The following is a 21,583-nucleotide window of genomic DNA, read 5'->3' on the forward strand; positions in this document are numbered from 1 at the left end:
CCCGATAATCTTAAGATTAAAGGGCAGTTGCAAAAATCCAGTAATGGAAAGAAACAGAAACCTAATTCGTGAGTATTAGGAATCCCTGCCGTTTATGGCAGGGAGGATGTCAAAATTAAGAATATAAGCCAATACGCTTGAGTTCAGGCTTGATCCTCTTTAAAAAGGCTTGCCATTACCCACATTTTTGTAACAGTTAAGATGTCGCATTGGCCGACACCCCGCCCAGAACTTAAGTTCTGGGTTGATAGCTGAAGTCCACTTAAGTGGACTGAAATTTTTCCTAACACAAAGAGTTTAACCATCGACATCGCTTAAAATCTTATATTCAGTCCTCTTGAGAGGACTTTAGCTATTAGCCTTAGAATTTATTCCCAGGCGGGTTAACAACGAAGCGGAAGATTTATTTGATCTTGGTAATGATAAGCCTTAAAAAGGAGAGGATTAAGCCACCCAGTAAAACCCTATCAAAGCCAATAAAGCTGTAGGAAAATCTACACCGATGTCTTGAAAAGTTGAGCTACATCTAGGGAGATTAATTCTTACTGCACACTGTTATCTCATGCAGGTAAACCCAAACACGCGAGATTTTTGGCTTTTTGCCTCACTATTTTAGGCGGGTTGGGGTATCTTGTCTGTGTAAATCCTATTAGTATTACCCGCATACTGTCGTTGGTGAGCAACACTAATAGCGATTGTTCCAATATTACCATTTGGTAAAGTCCGTTCAGAACAGTATTTTCGTTTTAAATTAGAAAATGGGTAATGGATTAAACTATCACCAATTACCAATCCAAAATTGCCACTGGAGATACACGCGGACATCCGCTAAGAATGTTTGGATAATTAGGGACTAGGCAAGAGTATTCTAATACCCAGTCCCAATCCTCACTACCCAATCCCTAAACTAAAAATCAAAATTCCAAAATTATAAAGATGCAACCTACAGATCCAAATAAATTTACTGATAAAGCCTGGGAAGCGATTGTTAAATCTCAGGATATAGTCCGTGCTTATCAACAACAGCAGCTAGATGTTGAACATTTAATTATCGCCTTGTTAGAAGAACCTACTAGTCTAGCAATACGTATCCTGGCTCGATCTGAGGTCGATCCAATCCGATTGCAGCAGCAACTTGAAGCCTTTACCCAACGTCAGCCCAAAGTTGGAAAAAGCGATCAGCTTTACCTTAGCCGCAATTTAGATATTTTGCTAGACCGAGCCGAGGAAGCTAGAGCTAGGATGAAAGACTCTTACATTTCCGTGGAACACATACTTTTGGCCTTTGCTGAAGACGATCGCATTGGACGAAAGATCCTCAAAAGCTTTAGTGCGGATGCAGCTAAACTAGAAGCTACTATCAAAACCGTTCGCGGTAGCCAAAAGGTCACAGATCAAACCCCAGAATCCCGCTATGAAGCCTTACAAAAATTTGGTCGAGATTTGACAGAACAGGCAAAAGCTGGAAAACTCGACCCGGTAATTGGGCGGGATGACGAAATTCGGCGGGTAATTCAAGTATTGTCTCGTCGTAGCAAAAATAACCCCGTGTTAATTGGTGAACCTGGCGTAGGTAAAACTGCGATCGCCGAAGCTTTGGCACAACGGATGGTAAATGGTGACGTTCCCGAATCCCTGAAAAACCGCAAGTTAATCTCCTTAGATATCGGCAGTTTAATTGCTGGAGCAAAATTACGAGGTGAATTTGAAGAACGCCTAAAAGCAGTTCTCAAGGAAGTTACTGAATCTAACGGTGACATTGTTTTGTTTATTGACGAACTGCACACCGTAGTCGGCGCAGGCTCTACTCAACAAGGGGCGATGGATGCCGGAAATCTGCTTAAACCCATGCTGGCGCGGGGAGAACTGCGTTGTATTGGCGCTACTACCCTCGACGAGTTCCGCAAACACATTGAGAAAGACGCTGCCCTAGAACGCCGCTTTCAGCAAGTATTTGTCGATCAGCCAAGTGTGGAAAATACTATTTCCATTCTGCGGGGGTTGAAAGAACGTTATGAAGTGCATCACAACGTCAAAATTTCTGATTCGGCGTTGGTAGCAGCAGCAACACTGTCAGCGCGTTATATTAGCGATCGCTTCTTACCAGATAAAGCCATTGATTTAGTGGATGAAGCAGCAGCACAGTTAAAAATGGAGATTACCTCCAAACCAGCCGAATTGGAAACCATCGATCGCCGCCTCATGCAGTTAGAAATGGAAAAGCTGTCATTAGCTGGCGAAGAAAAGGGTACTCCCCAAACTAAAGAACGTTTGGAGCGAATTGAGCAAGAAATCGCCAATTTAACGGAAAAGCAGCAAATATTTAATGAGCAATGGCAAGGTGAAAAGCAGATATTGGAAGCTATAAGCGCCTTAAAGAAACAAGAAGATGCGCTGCGAGTGCAAATTGAACAGGCGGAACGTGCTTATGACCTAAATAAAGCTGCCCAACTGAAGTATGGCAAATTGGAGGGAGTGCAGCACGAGCGTGAAGCCAAAGAAGCGAGTCTTTTAGAAATTCAAAACCAAGGTTCCACGTTGCTGCGAGAACAAGTCACCGAAGCCGATATTGCCGAAATAGTCGCTAAATGGACAGGAATTCCCGTCAATCGTCTATTGGAATCAGAACGGCAGAAATTGCTGCAATTAGAAAGTCATTTGCATCAACGAGTCATTGGGCAAGAAGAGGCTGTAGAAGCGGTAGCAGCCGCAATTCGCCGTGCCCGTGCGGGGATGAAAGATCCCTCTCGTCCCATTGGTTCATTTTTGTTCATGGGCCCCACAGGCGTAGGTAAAACCGAACTCGCCCGTGCTTTAGCTCAGTTTCTCTTTGATTCTGATAATGCTTTGGTGCGTTTGGATATGTCTGAGTATATGGAAAAACACTCAGTTTCTCGGTTACTGGGAGCGCCTCCAGGATACGTAGGCTATGAAGAAGGCGGTCAGCTTTCCGAGGCGGTTCGCCGCCGTCCTTACTCAGTGGTGCTATTGGATGAAGTCGAAAAAGCGCACCCCGATGTGTTCAATATTTTATTGCAGGTGTTAGATGATGGGAGAGTTACTGACTCTCAGGGGAGGACGGTAGATTTTCGCAACAGCGTTATTGTCATGACCAGTAACATCGGTAGCGAATATATCTTGGATGTATCTGGTGATGATTCCAAATATGAAACAATGCGAAAGCGGGTAATGGATGCTTTGCGATCGCATTTCCGCCCAGAATTTCTCAACCGTGTCGATGACATTATTCTCTTCCATACTTTAAATCGCACGGAAATGCGGCAAATCATCCGTATTCAACTCAAGCGGGTAGAAAATCTCCTGCGTGAGCAAAAAATCTTCTTTGAGATATCCCAAGCAGCCTGCGATTACCTTGTCGAATCAGGCTACGATCCAGTTTATGGGGCCCGTCCACTCAAACGGGCAATTCAGCGAGAAGTAGAAAACCCCCTCGCCACCAAGTTATTGGAAAATACTTTTATCTCTGGAGACACGATTATCATTGATAAAAATGAAACCGGTCTGTCTTTTAACAAAAAAGTGCTGGTGAAGGTGTCAATCCCGCGAACCACTGTCAATTTAGTTGAGTCAGCACCAGAATCGTAAAATTAATACGCCAAAAGTCCCTTTTCCTGCGGAGACGCTACGCGAACGGGGAAGTCAAAAGTCAAAAATTTTGAACCCCATAAATAAATTTAGTTGCTCTGTAACTTTTTATTTCTGGTCAATAAGATGCAAATAAAACTAGATCGCCCTATTTTTCTGATTCGTTAGGTGAGAATGGGCGATTTAGTAGTATGTCAATAAAGAATTGATAGATTCCCTGTAGAGACGGCGATTTATCACCGAAGAAGCGGAGGGGCAGGGCGCTCAAAGCTTGGGGAGCAAGCCCTGACCTGGAGCCGTGGAGCGGAGCGGAACATGGGTATGAAGCCCCGCCATAAAGGGCGCTCTTACTGGGGCGGAGTACAAGCTCCGTCTCAGTTATTCCCCCTTGCTCCCTGCCCCCTGCTCCCCTGCCTCTTTTGACGTCTCCCTAACCGTCAAAATGAATTTGACAGACCACTAGTTTTTAGTGAAGCACAGATATTACTGGGTAATTCACAATACAGCGAATAAAATAGCAAGAGCAGATTTCCTATCCTGGAGATTCCTCCCGATGAAAGTAATTCAAGCTCTTGCTCGTTATTTTCCAGATAAATGTGGTGCTATTCAAGTAAACCTCAACGATTTACTGCCAGAATTGCGTAGGCATAGCCCGTCGGAGACATCGCTCTTAGCGTTGGCAGAACCCTACCCATACAATTGACATCCAGATATCCCTCTCCTAAGAGAGCGCCTGTCACAACTATCCATAGCAGACTTGTCCTAAAGTAGGCAGCCGCTATATATTCCCTCTCCCTAATAAGGCTACCGCGTATGTATGTATACATAAGTATAAGTCCCAAAGGTTTCAACTCTTTCAGCCCCATAAATACCTACTTTTTAGGCGACTTGAAACTCCCTTTCTTTCCCTAATTTTAGGACTAGGGCAACGAAAGCAAGTTTGAGGTAGGATTTCTAGACTTGTGTGTTTAGTAAGGGAAGAAAGATGAAAGATTAAAGTCAGGATAGGGTGAGGTTCCGACAGTATTGCACCAAAATGAGAACCACTATATCGGATTATTTTGCACTCAACTGATATCTTTCCTTTAATAGATGGGTATTATAAGCTAACTCTCTTAATAACATATTCATAAATTTGCTTTTAGATAAGATACATTTCCGCAAATTTACTGTGAAGTTTTGCTTTAACCTTTATCGGGCTTTAATTAAATAATTATCAAAAAATCAGTATTTACCGGATTAAATTAATAATTAATGAATGGTATAACTTTAATAAATTATCTTTTGTTGTAGCTACTTTATTTGAAAGTTAGTCAAACAAGATGCAGTAGTTAAAAAATAAATCTAGCCTCACTTTATGCCTATAAAAAGACTTTACAGGCATAGTTGAAGATGTATGCATAAAAGAAAATCCGCTATAAACCACCTGACAGGGAAGCATCTATGTCTCAAAAACGTCAGCTAGTCAAGGTAATTCAAAAAACCTTCAGACAAATTAGCAAGAAGTTTTTATTTACAATTAATAAACAAATCATTTGGCTCTTGCGGACTATTTTTGGCATTCAAAGAAAACGCGGCTCAGAGAATGCTGGCTTTTTGTTGCCGACAGTATCAATGGTATTAATAGTAGTCGTATTATTGACAGCCGCTATTTTATTTCGGTCTTTTGAACGCTCTAAAAATGCCAGTAATGTTCGAGTTAATCAAGCTGTACTTAACGCCGCAGCACCAGCCCTTGACAGAGCCAGAGCAAAATTAGACAAGCTATTTACTGACAGCAAACTGCCACGAGCCGTACCTTCAGATAAAGTTTTAGAAGATACCTTAAGTAATGCTGCTAATTTGCCTGGATATACTTTTGGAGACGAAACTCCACTGAAGCTACATTATGCTTATACAACTGCACCAACAGGAGAAAGTCAGCCAGCAGATCTAACAACTGCATGGATGTTCCCTACTGATACAAATAACAATGGGAAATTTGACAGCTATACTCTTTATGGAATTTACTTCCGAACTCCGCCTATAACTAGTGGCACATACAGCCGCCCTAGAAATCCTCTAGAGGCAAGAACTCCGCCCATGACTACTGGTGGTGTAACCAACAGTTGTAAAAATAGTGTAGCAACAAGTGCTGCTTTGGTGGGGAGTACGGGCTGGGTTAGTGTTGCTAGTCAGCTCCAAAAAAGCTTTTTTGTCTACACTGCTAATGTTCCCATCACTAACCCACTAGCGACTGGTAATTACGAACCTTTTAAAGGGAATAAAAGTTTTTCAAGTTTAGAGTATCAACAAGACCGTGTACAACTACCGCTAGTTAACAATGCGGTAGTTTATAACGATGATATAGAACTTACCCCTGGTCCCACATTTAACCTAAATGGACGGATCTTGACTAATAGTAACTTCCTGACTGGTAGCAACAATGTAAGACTTTATCAGGTTAGTAGTGTAAATTCCTGTTTCTATAATGAGGACAATGCCAAAATTTCTGTCGGTGGCAATTTAGGAGCTGGTGGTTTCACTGGTAATGCAAGTAACGGTACTTTAGTGGATTTATTCCAAGGACAAGGAGTTAGTCCTAGTCAAAATGGTAATACTAGCGCTAACATATCAGTCACTGACGGAACGAGTGATATTGCCTACAATAGCCTAGCTTATGCACAGCGTATCAATCTTTTGGTGCTAGCACAGACGAGTAAGGCTGCATCTACTGACCCACAGGAAGTTCAAGATGGCATTACACAGCAACTACAACAATTAAATCTAACTACAGCTACTGCCAGTGCAGCGCAACTATCCACTGTCCGTAATAACCAGTTACTACTTTACTTTCAAAAACGTACCCGCCGTGTACCCTATGGTGAAGTTGGTTTTGGTGGAAATGCAATAATAAATCCTGCGACTAGTACAGATTATACCACTACTACTGTCTTACAAGGAAGTGGTAAGTCACTGCGTCCACAAGACACTTGGGTTTATCCCTTTAACCCTAGTGATGGTAAAACTAAAACTAATTATTCTGATTTAGCACTTAACATTAATAGTTCTAAGCTGCTACCTGGTGCTACACAACCATCTACACAACAAACGCTAGGTAAAGAACAATACATTGGCGATCGCATTTTGCTTGGCAATAACCTACCTGCGTTGTGGTGGAACGGAACGACATTTGTTGGTTCAGATGCTACCATAGATACCCAAAATATTGCAGGTATTAACTGGGATAGTGGAAGTGGAACTCGCACTCGCAGCAGTCGTGTACAGCAACTAGCTGATTTAGGAACTGTTGACCGAGATGGAGATTGGGAATCAGCAGCTGCTACGGTACCAACTAGTGTCGCCGCTCCTGTGGGTGGCTTACGAGTAGTCACTGGTGCAGGGATTTATTTACCTCAAGGTTATACTGTTGTTAGTAGTACCCAAATTACTTTGAACACAGCTTTAAACCCAGCTGTTGGTGGTACAAATAGAATTTGGTCAGATATGATGCCCGTGCCTAACACTATTGGGATCAATGCTGATAAATCAATCCAAGATACCCGCAAGAGCAATATAGTATTACCAATAATTACTCCTCCTCTTCCTGCGCTTCCGCCTCTTACGCCTCTTACGCCGTATTTACGGATGAGGGCTACATCAGTTTATCACTACCAAGCGAGTGGCTACAGTGCGACAAGCCCTAAACCTATTGCTTGTATAAGTAGCTTTTACGACCCGACAAATAGCACTACAGATGACAACCTTGCAGCTCTTCCATATAACGGCACTACGGGTGGTAACTCCCATAATGGTATTGTCTACGCACCTCCAACAAAGGGTGTTTCTGACTATTTAGCTTTACTAAACTACCAAGCTAATTTAATGTATCCCAATGGGCGGATAGTAAATCCAACACTGAACACGGCTATGGGGCTAGTAGCTGCCTCTGGGACACTCACAATCTCACAGCAGTCTGCTATTGATGCTTCTATTTGTGCCATCCAAATATTAGATGGTAGTATCGGCGCTCCAAATAATAGCGTCATCCCTCACGGCGCAATTTCCGAAACTGCTTTTTTGGATGCCAGACAGATTAAGGCAATTCATAAAGATAAAGATGTATTAACAGCTGGTGTAGAAACATTCACCAACGCTGATGGTGTAAATGGAAATGGAACTGGGACATCAACGCTTTGTTACTTTCAATATACCTGTACTATTAATGCAACTGGGACAGTAGCAAGCCCGTCTACAGACTATGAACTTGCCAAAGAAACCCGCCAACCTCTGGAAATTCGCGCTACTGTATTAGACATTAATAAGTTGCGGACAACTCCTTATGGCACAGCAACACCACAAGAATACTTAATTCCCAATAGCGGTATTATTTACGCTACTCGTGATGATGCACTGCCGGATTTGAGTTATCCTGCTGGCATTACAGCAACAGATACAGCGACACAAATACAAACAAAAAAAGATACTCAAAAATCACAAAGCCCTGTAGATTATAAACTTGATCCAACTCGCCGTCCCAACGCCATTATGTTAATCAATGGCAACCCAATTTGGCGTGTTCAGGCTTACAGAGATGCAGAAAAAGGCTTGGTTTTAGCTTCTAACTTGCCTGTATATATTAAAGGCGACTTTAATAAACATAGCCAAGAAGAGTTTATAACAGCTCTAGCTAGTAATTTGGGCAATTTTTACTCTCGCTCAGACCTTAATCCAAACTTTGCTTGTCGTACTGGTGATCCTAGACTACCAAATTGTACCACTGGAGACGCATGGCGACCTGCGAGCGTATTGTCAGATGCGATCACACTTCTTTCTACTACCTATAAGACGGGCTACCGCAGCGATGGAGACTATGACCTGAATAATAATTTGGGGGATAACACTTCTAGTACCGCATTTATGAACAATGGGTTTAATACAAACAACGCTAATGTCGTCAATGCTGCCTGGTATGGTAGTGACGGCTTGCCCCTTAGCAGTAAAAGTAGTTCTTACCTGAATAACTTTGTTACACCCATCCAGCGAAGGAAAACTAGCCCAGAGTATTTAATGGAAGTATGTCCGAAACTACCTGTTTCAGCTTGCAATCAGGGTACTAGTACTACGGCTAGTGATTGGTACGTAACACTACCCGGTGATGTTGCTCTATATCCAGCAGGTCTAAGAGCCTCGGATGTTACTGGCACTCCGGGAAATGGACAGACTTTTTCTCTGACTACCCATTTAGCAGGTACAACAGCACAATCACCGACTAATTCTAAATATCTAGGCTATCCTCGTCGTGTTGCCTTTCTCCGTAATGCATCTGGACAACTCACGCTTACTAGTAATCAACCAACCATTATAGGTATCAAGGGCGGGAAAATAACTTCATTTCCATTCAGTACTTTTAGTTCTAGCCACCCAGATAACACAGCTAATTCTCTATGGTTCTATTCAAACAACAGTGATAATAATCCCCCAACAGTACTTTCACCAGCAACATTTACTGCTACTACAACAACCCAACCAGCTTTATCGCCAGTGTTACAAATTAGAGTTGCTTTCAGCACTAGTAATGAAAATGCATTTGACGTACTGGGTTCTGGCGCTGTACAGAATTCTTATTGGCTTCAATGGGCAACATCTACCACCTTTAACTTAGCCGCAGCAGGGGGAGACACCCCAGCTCGTCCTACAGAAGACAATGGTGGTTTACACAACTTTGTCCGCCTCTTGGAAAATTGGAACCCAAGTGACTCAATCCCAACTAGTATAGCTACAATCAACGGCTCTTTTATCCAAAGAACTCGTAGTGCTTATGCTACCGCACCATTTGTAACATACTTAAATGGCTCATCTCTCGGAGCATATCCGACCAATAATAGCGGTGGTCAAGTACCTTTTTACCAGCCTCCCATCCGGCAGTGGGGTTATGATGTCGCCTTGCTGTCGCAATCACCAGACGCATTTTCGCAAAAGTTAGCGACAACGCCAAATAACAAACCCAATGAGTACTTCCGAGAAGTTGGTCGAGATGATACATGGGTACAAACGTTGTTGTGTGCCAAAAAAGCCTCAGATAGTACTTATGTCGTCGATGCCGATCAACGTCCTACCTCTGGCTGTAGTTAATCTTTAATTCTTAGAAACTGGTGAGTAACTATGATTAAGCACAAACAACAGCAAATAAGTCAACCATCTGATGAGCCTGGTTTCACGATCATTGAGTCACTGGTAGCAATAATCGTGGTTACTATTTTACTGGCAGCGATCGCGCCTACAATCGTCATTGCAACAGCAACTCGCGTCCAATCAAAACGCGTAGAACTAGCCACACAAGCTGTCAGAACTTTCATTGATGGTGTAAAAACCGGAGTAGTGCTAATTCCTGAACCCACTAATTTCACTACTACGACTAATGCCACTATTGTATTGCCTCAATCAACCAATGCAACCAGGAGTTTAGCTGACAATTTACTTACCACCACAAATATGCCACCTCCTACAGCATCAACATCGTTATATTGCGTGACAAAAGACGCAAACAACAACCTAACTATTAGTGCCCCAAACTGTACAAGCAACCTATTTTACATTCAGGCTGTAAAAATTATAGGAGCAGGAAGTACCCCCATTAATACCACAACAGGTCTACCAATCGATGGTTACGGTTTGGGAATTCGAGTTTATCGGTCAGATATTGACTTTACCAAAGCCAACGCTAGCAACAGTAGTCAGAATAATAGACAAAACACTTTCACTGGAACTTTGGGCAATGCCCAATTTCCACTAGTGGAAATGACCACTGTAATTGCTTCTAAAAACACTTCCTTCAATGCTCTGTGTCAGCGTCTTGCTATTCCTGCCACCACTCCTGTGACTAGTAACACCACCTGTAATTAATCCTGTGCAGTCAGGTTGAAAGGTGACTTTTCAGGTTATGTGGAAAAACCAACGCCAAACTTAACCCCCTAGCCCCCTTCCCTACAAGGTAAGGGGGAAAATTCAAAGCCTCTCTCCTAAGAGGCTACGGTGTACACACAAGTCGAATTACCCCCCTTAATCCCCCCGATATATTGGGGGGAAACCGGAAATCTAGTTCCCTCCCCTTTATAAGGGGAGGGTTAGGGTGGGGTAAAACCTTGGGTTAATCAGCTATTTCAGACTTGTGTGTACACCGTAGCTCCTAAGAGGAGAGAGGTTTTCCAGATATTGTAGTAGCGAATTATATTCGCCTGGGCGACTAAAAATCGCGGCTACACGAGACAAAACCTCCCTCCGCAGGTTAACAAACCCTTGAATTTGTATCAGTCCACGGAGGTGGACTTTAGTTATGTAGTGGTGAATTATATTCGCCTAATACTTTTAAAACATCCTCCAAGGGGCAAACCGTAGTTATGAAGAATGCACTCAAATTTCTTCTCAGCATTCAGCTGAAACACTCTAAGTTTGTTCAGCAAGTTAATGGTTTTACCCTGATAGAACTTTTGGTAGCCTTATTGCTGGCATTCTTGGTGCTTACACCGCTGCTAGGATTCATGGTTAATATTCTCAGTACAGATCAGAAGGAGCAAGCAAAAGCAAATTCTGAACAAGAAATCCAGACAGCAGTTGATTACATTGCCAATGATTTACAACAAGCTGTCTACATATATGATAAAACTGCACTGACTACCAATTCAAATAGTGTCGCGACAAGCTCAGGAATTCAAGACCAAATACCCCCTGTTGCAGCTGGTGTTTGTACCAGTTCTTCTACTTGTCAACCAATTCTGGTGTTTTGGAAACGCAGGTTTTTCTCAGGTGCAATTACACTTTCCAGCAGCACTACAGCAAACAAAATAGATGACACTTTTGTTTACTCACTAGTTGCCTACTATTTAATCAAAGATAGTAGTACTACTTGGTCAAACGCGGCTCGTATTGCCAGATTTGAAATTAGTGATGGAGTTCTGGCTGCTAGTGGTACTACTGGGAATTGTACTGGTTATCCAAATGACACATATATTGACACCAGCCACTGCCCCGATACAGGTTTTCAGCGTTTTAACCTGAATTTACCAGGAGCAGCAGGTCTAACTCCCAAAATGAATTCATGGACAAAAGCTTCGGCAGCTTACACTCAACAAGCTTCTGTACTAATTGATTATATCGATCAAACCTCTATTCCACCTCCAACGGATCCAAAATATCCTACTTGCCCCACTGGAACACTTAGCATTGGTAATTATATGGGCTTCTATACTTGCGTTGATGTTGCCAACACCACAGCACAGGTGTTTTTACGAGGTAATGCACTAGCTCGGTTGCAAACTAACAATTTCGATTACTCTTCAAATAACCAAAGTTACTTTCCGACAGCAAGCGTCCGCGTACAGGGACGTGGATATTTATTTAGTAAATAAACTTGATAATATACAGCACAAGTAATGATGGGGTATTATGGGCAATCTAACTTTAAAGTTATTCCACACTACGATGTCTAGTAAAGACACCAAGGAGCGATTTTATCCTCAACAGGATGCCGGCTTTACTTTAATAGAAATGGTTGTAGTAATCTTAATAATCGGAATTCTATCAGCGATCGCAGCTCCTAGTTGGGTTGCCTTTGTAAATCGACAGCAGGTAAATAAGGTTAGCGACGCTGTTTTAGCCGCGCTGGAAGAAGCACAGAGCGAAGCTAAAAACACAAAACTTAGCTACAGTGTCAGTTTTCGGAAAAATGGCACAACCCAAAATGTAGAGGTTGCTGTTTATAATACTAATGCTGGAAGCCCTACATGGAAACCTTTGGGGGCGGATGTAGGCGTTAGCTCTAATAAATTACTGCTAGGTGCAAATCTCAGTGGCGAAAACACTGCTAATTCTAGTGTATCTTACCCTCCTTCAAGTACGCCAACAAAAATTACCTTTGACTATATGGGGGCTTTACCAACTTTACCAACTCCAAACTTTGGAACACCTATAGCCCCTTCAACAGAGCCACCTGGGTTAAAAATAGTGGTAGCTGTGCCAAGCTCTGCAAATTCTACATCGGCAAGTAGCATAAAGCGATGCGTCATTGTGAAAACTCTCTTAGGCTCAATGCTCACAGCAAAAGACGATAAATGCAGCTAAGTAATTTATGTAGTAATCTTTATTTAAAGATAAGTAATAGCACTGTATATAAAACTGCACATTGATCGCAAAATTAAAATATCAGGTACAGTTTTAATGTTTGAGAAATTTATTTAAGAATCGCTGATAACTTAGCCATTGATTGAGCAGATAAAAGCGTCCTAATCAAAATATTCCTTTTTTCAAATGAGTGAGAACCTTGACTTTACTGTAGCTATCCCAACTTATAACGGTGAAAGTCGTTTGCCTGAACTACTAGAACGGCTACAAAACCAACTTCACACCGAAAATTTATCTTGGGAAATTATAGTTGTGGACAATAATAGCACTGATAACACAGCTAAAGTTGTTCAAACCTATCAACAAAATTGGCGGTATCCTTATCCTTTAAAATATTGCTTTGAAGCACGACAGGGAGCAGCTTATGCTCGAAAAAAGGCAGTTGCAGAAGCTAAAGGTAGATTCATAGGTTTTCTAGATGATGATAACTACCCATTATCAAATTGGGTATCCGCAGCTTATACTTTTGGTGAAAAATATCCAAAGGCGGGAGCTTATGGTAGCCAAATTCATCCTGACTGGGAAGTAGAACCACCAGAAAACTTTCAGCGAATTGCTCCATTCTTGGCAATTACAGAACGAGGTAATTTACCGCTATTATATGAAGCAGCTAAAAAATTACTACCCCCATCTGCCGGACTTGTTGTTCGTAAAGAAGCCTGGTTAGAAAGTGTACCAGATAAGTCTATTTTAACTGGCAGAGTTAAAGGCAATATGCTTACCAGTGAAGACTTAGAAATGTTGTGTTATATCCAAAAATCAGGATGGGAGATTTGGTATAACCCGGAAATGGAAGTTTTTCATAAAATACCAAATTTTCGGTTACAAAAAGACTATTTAATTCCATTTTTTCGAGGCATTGGACTTAGCCGTTCTGTAACTAGAATGGTAAATATGAAACATGTGTATAGACCAATTGCTCTTTTAAGTTATATGATAAATGACCTACGTAAAATTGTTTTACACTTACTCAAATATCGAACTAAGCTAAAGCAAGATTTGGTAGCTGCTTGCGAAATGGAACTTTTCTTAAGTAGTTTAATTAGTCCTTTTTATCTTTGGAAAAATGGATATTTAAAAAAATAAATTATCAAAATGTTAGGGATTCTGTATGACTGAATTATCACTTAAAAGTTTAGATATTAGCGTAGCCATTCCTGCATATAATGGAGCAACTCGCTTACCTAAAATTTTAGATAAACTCTTAAGCCAGACACAAGTAAAACAACTTAGCTGGGAAATTATTATTGTAGATAACAATAGTTCTGATAACACATTTGAAATCATCCAGAATTACCAAAAAATATATAATGGAAACTGTCATTTAAGATATTTTTTAGAAACCGAACAGGGAGCAGCTTTTGCCCGACTGCGGGCAGTACGTGAAGCCAGAGGGAAGCTAATCGCATTTTTAGATGATGATAACTTACCTGCACCTAATTGGTTATCAGAAGCATATAGCTTTGCATTGGAGCATCCTCAAGCAGGTGCTTGGAGTGGACAAATTCATGGAGATTTTGAAGTAAAGCCGCCAGAACATTTTGAAAGAATTCAAGCTTTTTTAGCTATTAGAGAACATGGCTCAAATCCACATTTATTTGATGCAGACAATTTAAGGCTTCCTCCTGGTGCAGCGCTTGTTGTCAGGAAAAAAGCATGGCTTGAAAATGTACCACAACGACCTAATTTAAGTGGTAAGTTACCTGGTATTTTGGTACAGGGTGATGACTATGAACCATTGCTATATATACATTACGCAGGCTGGCAAATTTGGTATAACCCTACCATGCATACTTATCATCAAATACCACATTGGCGACTTGAGAGAGATTACCTCCTAACTTTGGCACGCGGCTGTGGGTTGTGTATTTTCCAGTTACGCTTGATAAATACCAAAAATTGGCAAAAACCGATAGTTTTTGTGAAAACTGTCTTAGGGAATTTACGCCGAGTATTACAACATCTCATTCAGTATAGAGGACAATTTAAAAATAATCTAATTCCAATTTTTGAGATGGAGTTTTATTTGGCTAGTATGATGAGTCCTTTTTACTACTTTAAATGTAATTTAGGCAGAGTACTAAAAAATAAAATGGCTTTATAGTTATGATTAAATCCAGCCAAAGATTACCAAAAATTTCTGTAATTATACCTGCCTATAATAGTGAAAAGACTATTATTTATACAGTTAAATCTGTTTTAAATCAAACTTTCACTGATCTAGAATTAATTGTAATTAATGATGGTTCACGGGACTCAACTTTAGAAATTGTTACACAAATAAAAGACTCACGAATAAAAGTATTTTCTTACCCTAATGCTGGCGGGAACGTCAGCCGTAACCGAGGGCTACACCTTGCAGTTGGGGAATTTGTTAGTTTCTTAGATGCAGATGATCTTTGGACACCTGATAAACTTCATTCTCAGTTAAAGGCTCTTCAAGAAAATATTACTGCAAAAGTTGCTTACAGTTGGACTGATTATATTGATGAAAATGGTAAATTTACACTTTCAGGTAAGCGGATTAATCTAAATGGAAATGTTCATGAAAATTTATTGCTAAATAACTTTCTAGAAAATGGGTCTAATCCTTTAATTTGTAGAAAATCTTTAATTCAATTAGGTAGCTTTGATGAATCTCTAAGTGCGGCTCAAGATTGGGATATGTGGTTGCGATTAGCTTCTAAGTTTGATTTTGTATGTGTGCCATCTGTACAAATCTTATATCGCATAAGTGCTAATTCAGTTTCTTCCAATCTTGTCAGACAGGAAAAATCTTGCTTGCAAGTGCTTAAGAGAGCGTACAAGGAAAGCTCCTATCTACGAAAAGCTCCTGCGCGTTCGACACTAAAGCATAATTGGAATATAAGTCTAGCAAATTTATACAAATACTTGACCTGTAAAGCGCTACAAAAGCCCTTTAACCACAAAAAAGGTTTAGCATCTGCTATATTTTTGTGGAAGTATTTTTTTTATGACCCTTCAAGACTTCAGAATATAAATTTCACCTTAAAACTATCACTGAAAATAGTCATAATCCTTATAATGCCTAGCTTGCTAGACAATATTACTAACCAGCATGAAATAAGAAGGCAAGAAGCTGAAACATTGCTCAATGGCTGGGTAATTGAAAAGCGATCAGAAGACAAAAATGGATATCCGGGTGCAGTTACTGTTTCTAGTTAATTCTAAAAATCTCTTAAATAAAGACTCTAGTCATGGTTTTACCCTACTAGAAACTTTAGTAGTTGTTTTATTAATTGGTATATTAGCCACGCTGACAATATCCAACTGGCTAAGTTTTGTGCAGACTCGCCACCTCAACACTGCCCAAAACGAGGTTTATTATGCTATGCGCCAAGCCCAAAGCCAAGCTAGTAAGGAAAAATTGACTTGGCAAGCCAGCTTTCGCCAACAAAACAGTATTCTTCAATGGGCGGTTCATCCTGCTACAGTAAACCCATCTGGCGCTAACTGGAATAATCTAAATTCCAATGTGCGCTTAGATGAGGAAACAACCCTATCAGAGTCAAATGGCATCAAGCATATCCAATTTGATTACAGAGGTAATGTCAGACAACCGCCACTAGGACGAATAACACTATCAAGCAAGTATGGTGGTAAAGCCAAACGTTGTGTTGTTGTTTCTACGATTTTAGGAGCAATGCGAATGGAAAAAGACCATACCACAGCCGAAAACGGTAAGTATTGCTATTAAGATATTTCTTGTTGATCCAAATAAGGTATTCTGTGCTGAACTTACCAGCAATTTCAAAACAGCACTTGATTATTTTCACTCGCTATCCAGAACCAGGGAAGACTAAAACCAGACTGATACCTGCTTTGGGAACTGTTGGTGCTGCCAATCTTCAACGGGAAATGACTGAACATACAATATTTCAAGTTCAAGAATTGCAAAAAGTCATTGCCATATCTGTGGAAGTGAGATTTGCAGGTGGGGATTCGCAACTTATGCAAGACTGGCTGGGGTTAGATTTGGTTTACCAGTCTCAAGGCGAAGGGGATTTAGGTTCGCGGATGACGCGATCGCTTTTCGAGGCTTTTCAATCTCATGCCACAAAAGTAATTATCATCGGTACAGATTGTCCTGGAGTCAATGCCCAGATTCTAGAGACAGCCTTTGAGAAGTTATACACCTTTGATCTAGTACTTGGCCCTGCGATCGACGGTGGATACTACTTAATTGGGTTGCGCCAAAACATCCCGGAGTTATTCGTTAACATCGAGTGGGGAACTGCTCAAGTATTCCAGAAAACCGTGGAAATTGCTCAGAAACTTAATTTATCATACGTGAATTTGTCGCCGTTAGCTGATGTTGACCGACCGGAGGATCTGCCAATTTGGGAACAAGCTCTTGCAAGGGAGATGGAAAAATAAGGGAAGTATAGCGATTTTTATATGGATACGAAAGCCACTAGGGGCGAACATTTGTGCGCTCCTACAAAATGCCTATATTAAGACCGATTAAGAACTGTAATAAGGTAAATCGGGTAATTAATGAGTCTTTTCTTACAGCCCGACATCATGTTCGTATCTTAAAACACCATAAATTTTCTGAAGACACTGTACATAACAAATGTTACTCTGGCCTAGTTGAAAACCAAGAGGCAGATAGCCTTTAGCAATATTGAATCTGCTTTGTGTTTCTATACAAGAGTCACGGTCATAGGCACAATATTCAAGTAGCTTGAAATATGAAAATCACTCGTATTTACCGCCAGTTCAAAAAACTATGGTTAACCGTTTTACTTCCGTGAGTACTGCCCTCACACTTAAGGTAGTTGGAATAATTTGCATTTTGTCGTTTTTTGTTGACTTTTTGATTCTTTTGTTACCCTTTCAACCAACTGATCGGGTATGGCAAATCAACTTGGCAACAGCGCTAGTTGATCGGGGAATTGTGCCTCTAGTCGGTTTGGGGCTGCTATTTGCTGCCTATTGGATTGATAGTGCTGATGCAGCAAGCGATCGCCCTCAAGGTATCGATTTAAGATTTCCCGCCGTGATCTTTTCAAGTATTTTAGGGTTAATGTTCTTGCTGATATTTCCCCTGCACCTGAATAACGTCAATCAAGCTAAGGCTCAAACACTTAACCGTATCGCCCAAGAAGGAGATCAGGCAGAAACTCAACTGAACAATCGGTTCTCGCAATTGCAAGCACAACTGAATACAGAGCAAGGAAAAGCTCAACTAGATCAACTGCGAACCCAAACCAAAGCTCAGTTTAGTGAAATCCTCAAAGATGACCAAAAATATAAGCAAGCGCTTGAAAGCCCTCAAATTCCCGCAAATATTAAAGAGTTGCTAACGAAGGCTAAAACAAATCCCCAACTACTTGATAAAGCTATTGAACAACAAACAGATATTCAGACGCTGCGAACTCAACAACTGAGCCAAGTTCGCCAGCGCAGAGACGAAGCAGAGAAACAAGCTAAAGACACTGCTTGGAAGTCTGGACTACGGATTGGGATTAGCAGTTTGCTGTTGTCCATTGGTTACATTATCATCGGCTGGACAGGCTTAAAAGGTAGCGGTGCTATACAAGGTGGTAAACCTAGAGCTACAGCACGCTAATCCATCCATTATCGGTATGGCAGTAGGACGTTTGACGGCTGATACTGCCATACGCCTAATAGCTAATAACAATAAAAAGGCAATTAAGTAGGTCAGCGTAAATAATTATTGTTGCAATAAGGCAGGGGGCAGGGAGCAGGGGGAGAAAGAGTTTAAGCCTTATTTACTTTTGTTTAGATAGTTTGCTTTTATTGCACCGACTTACTTATCACTCAGTAAAATCGCTATAAAACTTGGGTAATGTTTTCAATTTACATACTGACATATAACGAAGAGTTAGATATTGCTGCTTGTATTGAATCGGCGATGCTATCGGATGACATCATTGTTGTGGATTCATGCAGTAGCGATCGCACTGTGGAAATCGCTGGTCGCTATCCCATCCGCGTCATTCAACACGCTTTTGAAAGCCACGGCCGCCAACGCACCTGGATGTTAGAGTCTATCCCTCCAAAGTACGAATGGGTTTACATTCTCGAAGCTGACGAGCGCATGACACCAGAACTGTTCGCAGAATGCGAAAAGGCAAGTCAGAGTCCTGAATACATTGGTTACTACGTGGCTGAACGTGTCATGTTCATGAATCATTGGATTCGCTACAGCACACAGTATCCCCGTTACCAAATGCGCCTCTTCCGCCACGGTAAGGTCTGGTTTACAGATTATGGTCATACTGAACGGGAAGTTTGTGAGGGTGCAACTAGCTTTTTAAAAGAGACATACCCACATTACACTTCCAGCAAAGGCTTGAGTCGCTGGATTGACAAGCATAACCGTTATTCTACAGACGAAGCTCAAGAAACGCTATATCAACTAGAACAGGGAAAGGTCAACTGGCAAGATTTATTCTTTGGCAAATCGGAAATAGAAAAACGCCGCGCCTTAAAAGATTTGTCTTTACGTTTACCCGCCAGACCGTTGCTACGCTTTGTATATATGTATTTTATCTTAGGCGGATGTTTAGATGGACGCGCCGGAATTGCTTGGTGTACATTGCAGGCATTCTACGAATATCTGATTTTGCTCAAAGTCTGGGAAATGAAGTATCTACCAAAACCTAATTTAGACGCAACAGCAATTCAGGCACAGGAGAGTACACAACAGTTACAGGGCGCGGATTCTGAAACGACACAGGCTGATGTGGCGTAAAATTTGAAGCAGCGATCGCCTACGACGGACGGGTAGGCGATCGCAAAATTTAGAAGTATGGTAAGCACATCTGTGCTACCATAGGGGGTCTTACGTCTAAATAAAAACTTTCATAATAAATTAATATTTTTACCAGAACATTTTCAAAAAAGCTTTTACTGCTCAACTGACCAGATAAAATAATTTCTCTGTTTACCCGCTCGTACTTTCACAATCATGAGCAGCTTTAGATTGAGCGCGGTAAATTAGTAATATCTAAGGACTTGCAACAATCGTTTACAAGTCTTACAAAGAAAAGTAACATCCTTTTAAAATAACCAGTCGGCATCAGATTGGTTAATGTCTATGTGTATGCTTGTAGGAAAATAGCTGATTTCCAGCAACAAGTAGGTGTTTTTGCGTCAGCAGCCAAGCTGCCAGCGTTTTGGACAGTTACTTGCGGTAGAAACTGCCTAAAGTTAAAGTCTTCGGAATTTGACGAATCTGCTGGTATGAATACCAATAACAAAAGTTCCTCTAGCTTAAAACAGGAGAATCGGGGCTTGGTAATCGATCGACTAAAACAGGACTTAAAAAACGACCTGATCGCTGGTTTGTTGGTAGTAATTCCCCTAGCAACTACTATCTGGCTAACTATTACCATTGCTACTTGGGTAATCAACTTCCTCACCCAAATTCCCAAACAACTGAATCCCTTTGATGGGTTAAACCCAATTTTAGTAAATTTACTGAATTTATTAGTAGGATTAGCTGTACCTTTACTAAGTATTTTATTGATGGGCTTAATGGCTCGCAATATTGCTGGGCGGTGGTTGTTAGATTTTGGTGAGCGATTATTACAGGCAATTCCTTTAGCAGGACAGGTATACAAAACCCTCAAGCAGCTTTTAGAAACAATACTAAAAGATTCTAATGGCAAGTTTCGCCGGGTAATTTTGGTAGAGTATCCCCGCCGAGGAATTTGGGCGATCGCCTTTGTTACTGGTGCAATCAGCAGTGATATCCAAGCCCAGATGCCTCGTCCCGTACTAAGTGTTTTTATACCCACTACGCCCAATCCGACTACCGGATGGTACGCGGTAGTTCCTGAAGATGAGGTGGTAAACCTCTCCATGTCGATTGAAGACGCCTTTAAAATAGTTGTATCAGGTGGCATTGTCGCCCCCAATACGCCCTTGGTTTTCCCCAAAGAGTCCACGCTAGAAGTGAAACACAACGAAATCAAGCAGCAGGTTATTCCTGTTGAAGAAAGTTAAATTGGGGATTGGGGGTTGGGAATTAGGAACTGGGTACTGGAAAAAATGAGTATGTGGATTCATATCCTAGCAAATCTTAAAATAGTTTCTTTCCTAGTAGCCAGTATCCAGTACCTTCTGAGCGTAATTTTGTTGTTTTATTGTACCAAATTTGATATAATAGTAAGTTTGCCCCGTCTAGTTAATCAGTTCTTACCTAATCACCCCTCAGTTTTATGCAACCTCGTAAACCCCAGCAAATTGCTCGTGAATTGGCGCTTTTAAGCCTTAGCCAATTGCCAGTCAACCCAAAGAAATTAGAGAAATTGGAAGACGATCAACTAGTATCCAAATTGGTGCTAGGAGCAGTACGCACTTTGACCTCAGAAGTGCAAGATACCCTCGATAATGCCGCAGGTGAACTGCAACGCAGTAACGATCGCCTTTTAAGTAGCCAAACTCGGGCCTCCGACCTCAATAGTGCCAGAACAATGCTTCAAGAAGCGATCACCTGTACCCAGACAGCAATCAATCAGTTGGGTACGGCAGTTGATTTTCCAGTATTGATTCAGTTAGCTAATCAGGATAAGGGAGTCCGTAATTACGCTAAAGAGCTTGTAATAACCGTCAACGACAATCGACAAATTATAGATGAACTCCTTTCTACAGCTTTAGTCGATTGGCAAGTAACTCGTCTCGCCCAAATTGACCGCGATATTTTGCAAATCGCTGTGGCTGAAATGAAGTTCTTAGGAGTTCCAGACAGTATCGCCATCAACGAAGCTGTGGAGCTAGCCAAACGCTACAGTGGAGACGATGGTCATCGGTTTATTAACGG

General features: G+C 41.2%; 16 protein-coding genes. 15 read left to right on the forward strand and 1 reads right to left on the reverse strand.

Annotated features, from left to right (window positions below; genetic code table 11):
• Positions 1-612 precede the first annotated feature (612 nt).
• Positions 613-825: a hypothetical protein gene (locus V7K25_RS26445; protein ID WP_335162120.1), complete on the reverse strand. Its 213-nt coding sequence runs from the start codon at positions 823-825 to the stop codon at positions 613-615.
• A gap of 111 nt (positions 826-936) precedes the next feature.
• Between V7K25_RS26445 and clpB the strand changes: the two genes are divergently transcribed.
• From clpB to nusB, 15 genes are all read left to right on the forward strand, one after another.
• Positions 937-3,606 (forward strand): ATP-dependent chaperone ClpB, encoded by a 2,670-nt coding sequence (gene clpB, locus V7K25_RS26450; RefSeq protein WP_335162122.1) that lies wholly within the window; start codon positions 937-939, stop codon positions 3,604-3,606.
• A gap of 553 nt (positions 3,607-4,159) precedes the next feature.
• On the forward strand, positions 4,160-4,309 hold the full coding sequence (locus V7K25_RS26455) for a hypothetical protein (RefSeq protein WP_335162124.1): 150 nt from the start codon (positions 4,160-4,162) through the stop codon (positions 4,307-4,309).
• A 740-nt stretch (positions 4,310-5,049) separates the two neighbouring features.
• Positions 5,050-9,720 carry a hormogonium polysaccharide biosynthesis protein HpsA gene (gene hpsA / locus V7K25_RS26460; protein WP_335162126.1) on the forward strand — a complete coding sequence of 1,557 codons (4,671 nt, stop codon included), beginning with the start codon at positions 5,050-5,052 and terminating at the stop codon, positions 9,718-9,720.
• A gap of 30 nt (positions 9,721-9,750) precedes the next feature.
• Positions 9,751-10,491, forward strand: a complete 741-nt coding sequence (gene hpsB / locus V7K25_RS26465; RefSeq protein WP_335162128.1) for a hormogonium polysaccharide secretion pseudopilin HpsB — start codon at positions 9,751-9,753, stop codon at positions 10,489-10,491.
• A gap of 494 nt (positions 10,492-10,985) precedes the next feature.
• On the forward strand, positions 10,986-11,993 hold the full coding sequence (gene hpsC, locus V7K25_RS26470; RefSeq protein ID WP_335162130.1) for a hormogonium polysaccharide secretion pseudopilin HpsC: 1,008 nt from the start codon (positions 10,986-10,988) through the stop codon (positions 11,991-11,993).
• 73 nt (positions 11,994-12,066) lie between these two features.
• Positions 12,067-12,705, forward strand: a complete 639-nt coding sequence (locus tag V7K25_RS26475; protein WP_335162132.1) for a type II secretion system protein — start codon at positions 12,067-12,069, stop codon at positions 12,703-12,705.
• 186 nt (positions 12,706-12,891) lie between these two features.
• Positions 12,892-13,851, forward strand: a complete 960-nt coding sequence (gene hpsE, locus V7K25_RS26480) for a hormogonium polysaccharide biosynthesis glycosyltransferase HpsE (RefSeq protein WP_335162134.1) — start codon at positions 12,892-12,894, stop codon at positions 13,849-13,851.
• Between the two features lie 25 nt (positions 13,852-13,876).
• A complete protein-coding gene (gene hpsE, locus V7K25_RS26485; RefSeq protein ID WP_335162136.1) occupies positions 13,877-14,869 on the forward strand; it encodes a hormogonium polysaccharide biosynthesis glycosyltransferase HpsE in 993 nt (330 codons plus the stop codon).
• Positions 14,870-14,871: 2 nt separating this feature from the next.
• Positions 14,872-15,951 (forward strand): glycosyltransferase, encoded by a 1,080-nt coding sequence (locus tag V7K25_RS26490; protein WP_335162138.1) that lies wholly within the window; start codon positions 14,872-14,874, stop codon positions 15,949-15,951.
• Positions 15,917-16,483, forward strand: a complete 567-nt coding sequence (locus tag V7K25_RS26495; RefSeq protein ID WP_335162140.1) for a GspH/FimT family pseudopilin — start codon at positions 15,917-15,919, stop codon at positions 16,481-16,483. The genes V7K25_RS26490 and V7K25_RS26495 overlap by 35 nt, the downstream gene beginning before the upstream one ends.
• A gap of 32 nt (positions 16,484-16,515) precedes the next feature.
• Positions 16,516-17,163, forward strand: a complete 648-nt coding sequence (locus tag V7K25_RS26500) for a TIGR04282 family arsenosugar biosynthesis glycosyltransferase (RefSeq protein ID WP_335162142.1) — start codon at positions 16,516-16,518, stop codon at positions 17,161-17,163.
• Positions 17,164-17,518: 355 nt separating this feature from the next.
• Positions 17,519-18,361, forward strand: coding sequence for a hormogonium polysaccharide biosynthesis protein HpsJ (gene hpsJ-B, locus V7K25_RS26505; protein ID WP_335162144.1), 843 nt, complete (start codon positions 17,519-17,521; stop codon positions 18,359-18,361).
• A 240-nt stretch (positions 18,362-18,601) separates the two neighbouring features.
• Positions 18,602-19,510 carry a glycosyltransferase family 2 protein gene (locus V7K25_RS26510; protein WP_335162146.1) on the forward strand — a complete coding sequence of 303 codons (909 nt, stop codon included), beginning with the start codon at positions 18,602-18,604 and terminating at the stop codon, positions 19,508-19,510.
• Between the two features lie 491 nt (positions 19,511-20,001).
• Positions 20,002-20,766 (forward strand): DUF502 domain-containing protein, encoded by a 765-nt coding sequence (locus V7K25_RS26515; RefSeq protein WP_229470732.1) that lies wholly within the window; start codon positions 20,002-20,004, stop codon positions 20,764-20,766.
• A gap of 215 nt (positions 20,767-20,981) precedes the next feature.
• The coding region (gene nusB / locus V7K25_RS26520; protein WP_335162149.1) for a transcription antitermination factor NusB at positions 20,982-21,583 on the forward strand (602 nt) is incomplete at its 3' end.

This window comes from Nostoc sp., assembly GCF_036919495.1.
Taxonomy (GTDB): Bacteria; Cyanobacteriota; Cyanobacteriia; order Cyanobacteriales; family Nostocaceae; genus Nostoc.

Bases quoted from the DNA above. Each gene is read 5' to 3' on its own strand.
- V7K25_RS26515 (WP_229470732.1), top strand. From the start codon at position 20,002: ATGAATACCAATAACAAAAGTTCCTCTAGCTTAAAACAGGAGAATCGG.
- clpB (WP_335162122.1), top strand. From the start codon at position 937: ATGCAACCTACAGATCCAAATAAATTTACTGATAAAGCCTGGGAAGCG.
- hpsE (WP_335162136.1), top strand. From the start codon at position 13,877: ATGACTGAATTATCACTTAAAAGTTTAGATATTAGCGTAGCCATTCCT.
- V7K25_RS26445 (WP_335162120.1), bottom strand. From the start codon at position 825: ATGTCCGCGTGTATCTCCAGTGGCAATTTTGGATTGGTAATTGGTGAT.
- hpsA (WP_335162126.1), top strand. From the start codon at position 5,050: ATGTCTCAAAAACGTCAGCTAGTCAAGGTAATTCAAAAAACCTTCAGA.
- V7K25_RS26475 (WP_335162132.1), top strand. From the start codon at position 12,067: ATGTCTAGTAAAGACACCAAGGAGCGATTTTATCCTCAACAGGATGCC.
- hpsJ-B (WP_335162144.1), top strand. From the start codon at position 17,519: ATGGTTAACCGTTTTACTTCCGTGAGTACTGCCCTCACACTTAAGGTA.
- V7K25_RS26510 (WP_335162146.1), top strand. From the start codon at position 18,602: ATGTTTTCAATTTACATACTGACATATAACGAAGAGTTAGATATTGCT.
- hpsB (WP_335162128.1), top strand. From the start codon at position 9,751: ATGATTAAGCACAAACAACAGCAAATAAGTCAACCATCTGATGAGCCT.
- hpsC (WP_335162130.1), top strand. From the start codon at position 10,986: ATGAAGAATGCACTCAAATTTCTTCTCAGCATTCAGCTGAAACACTCT.
- V7K25_RS26490 (WP_335162138.1), top strand. From the start codon at position 14,872: ATGATTAAATCCAGCCAAAGATTACCAAAAATTTCTGTAATTATACCT.
- hpsE (WP_335162134.1), top strand. From the start codon at position 12,892: ATGAGTGAGAACCTTGACTTTACTGTAGCTATCCCAACTTATAACGGT.
- V7K25_RS26495 (WP_335162140.1), top strand. From the start codon at position 15,917: ATGGATATCCGGGTGCAGTTACTGTTTCTAGTTAATTCTAAAAATCTC.
- V7K25_RS26455 (WP_335162124.1), top strand. From the start codon at position 4,160: ATGAAAGTAATTCAAGCTCTTGCTCGTTATTTTCCAGATAAATGTGGT.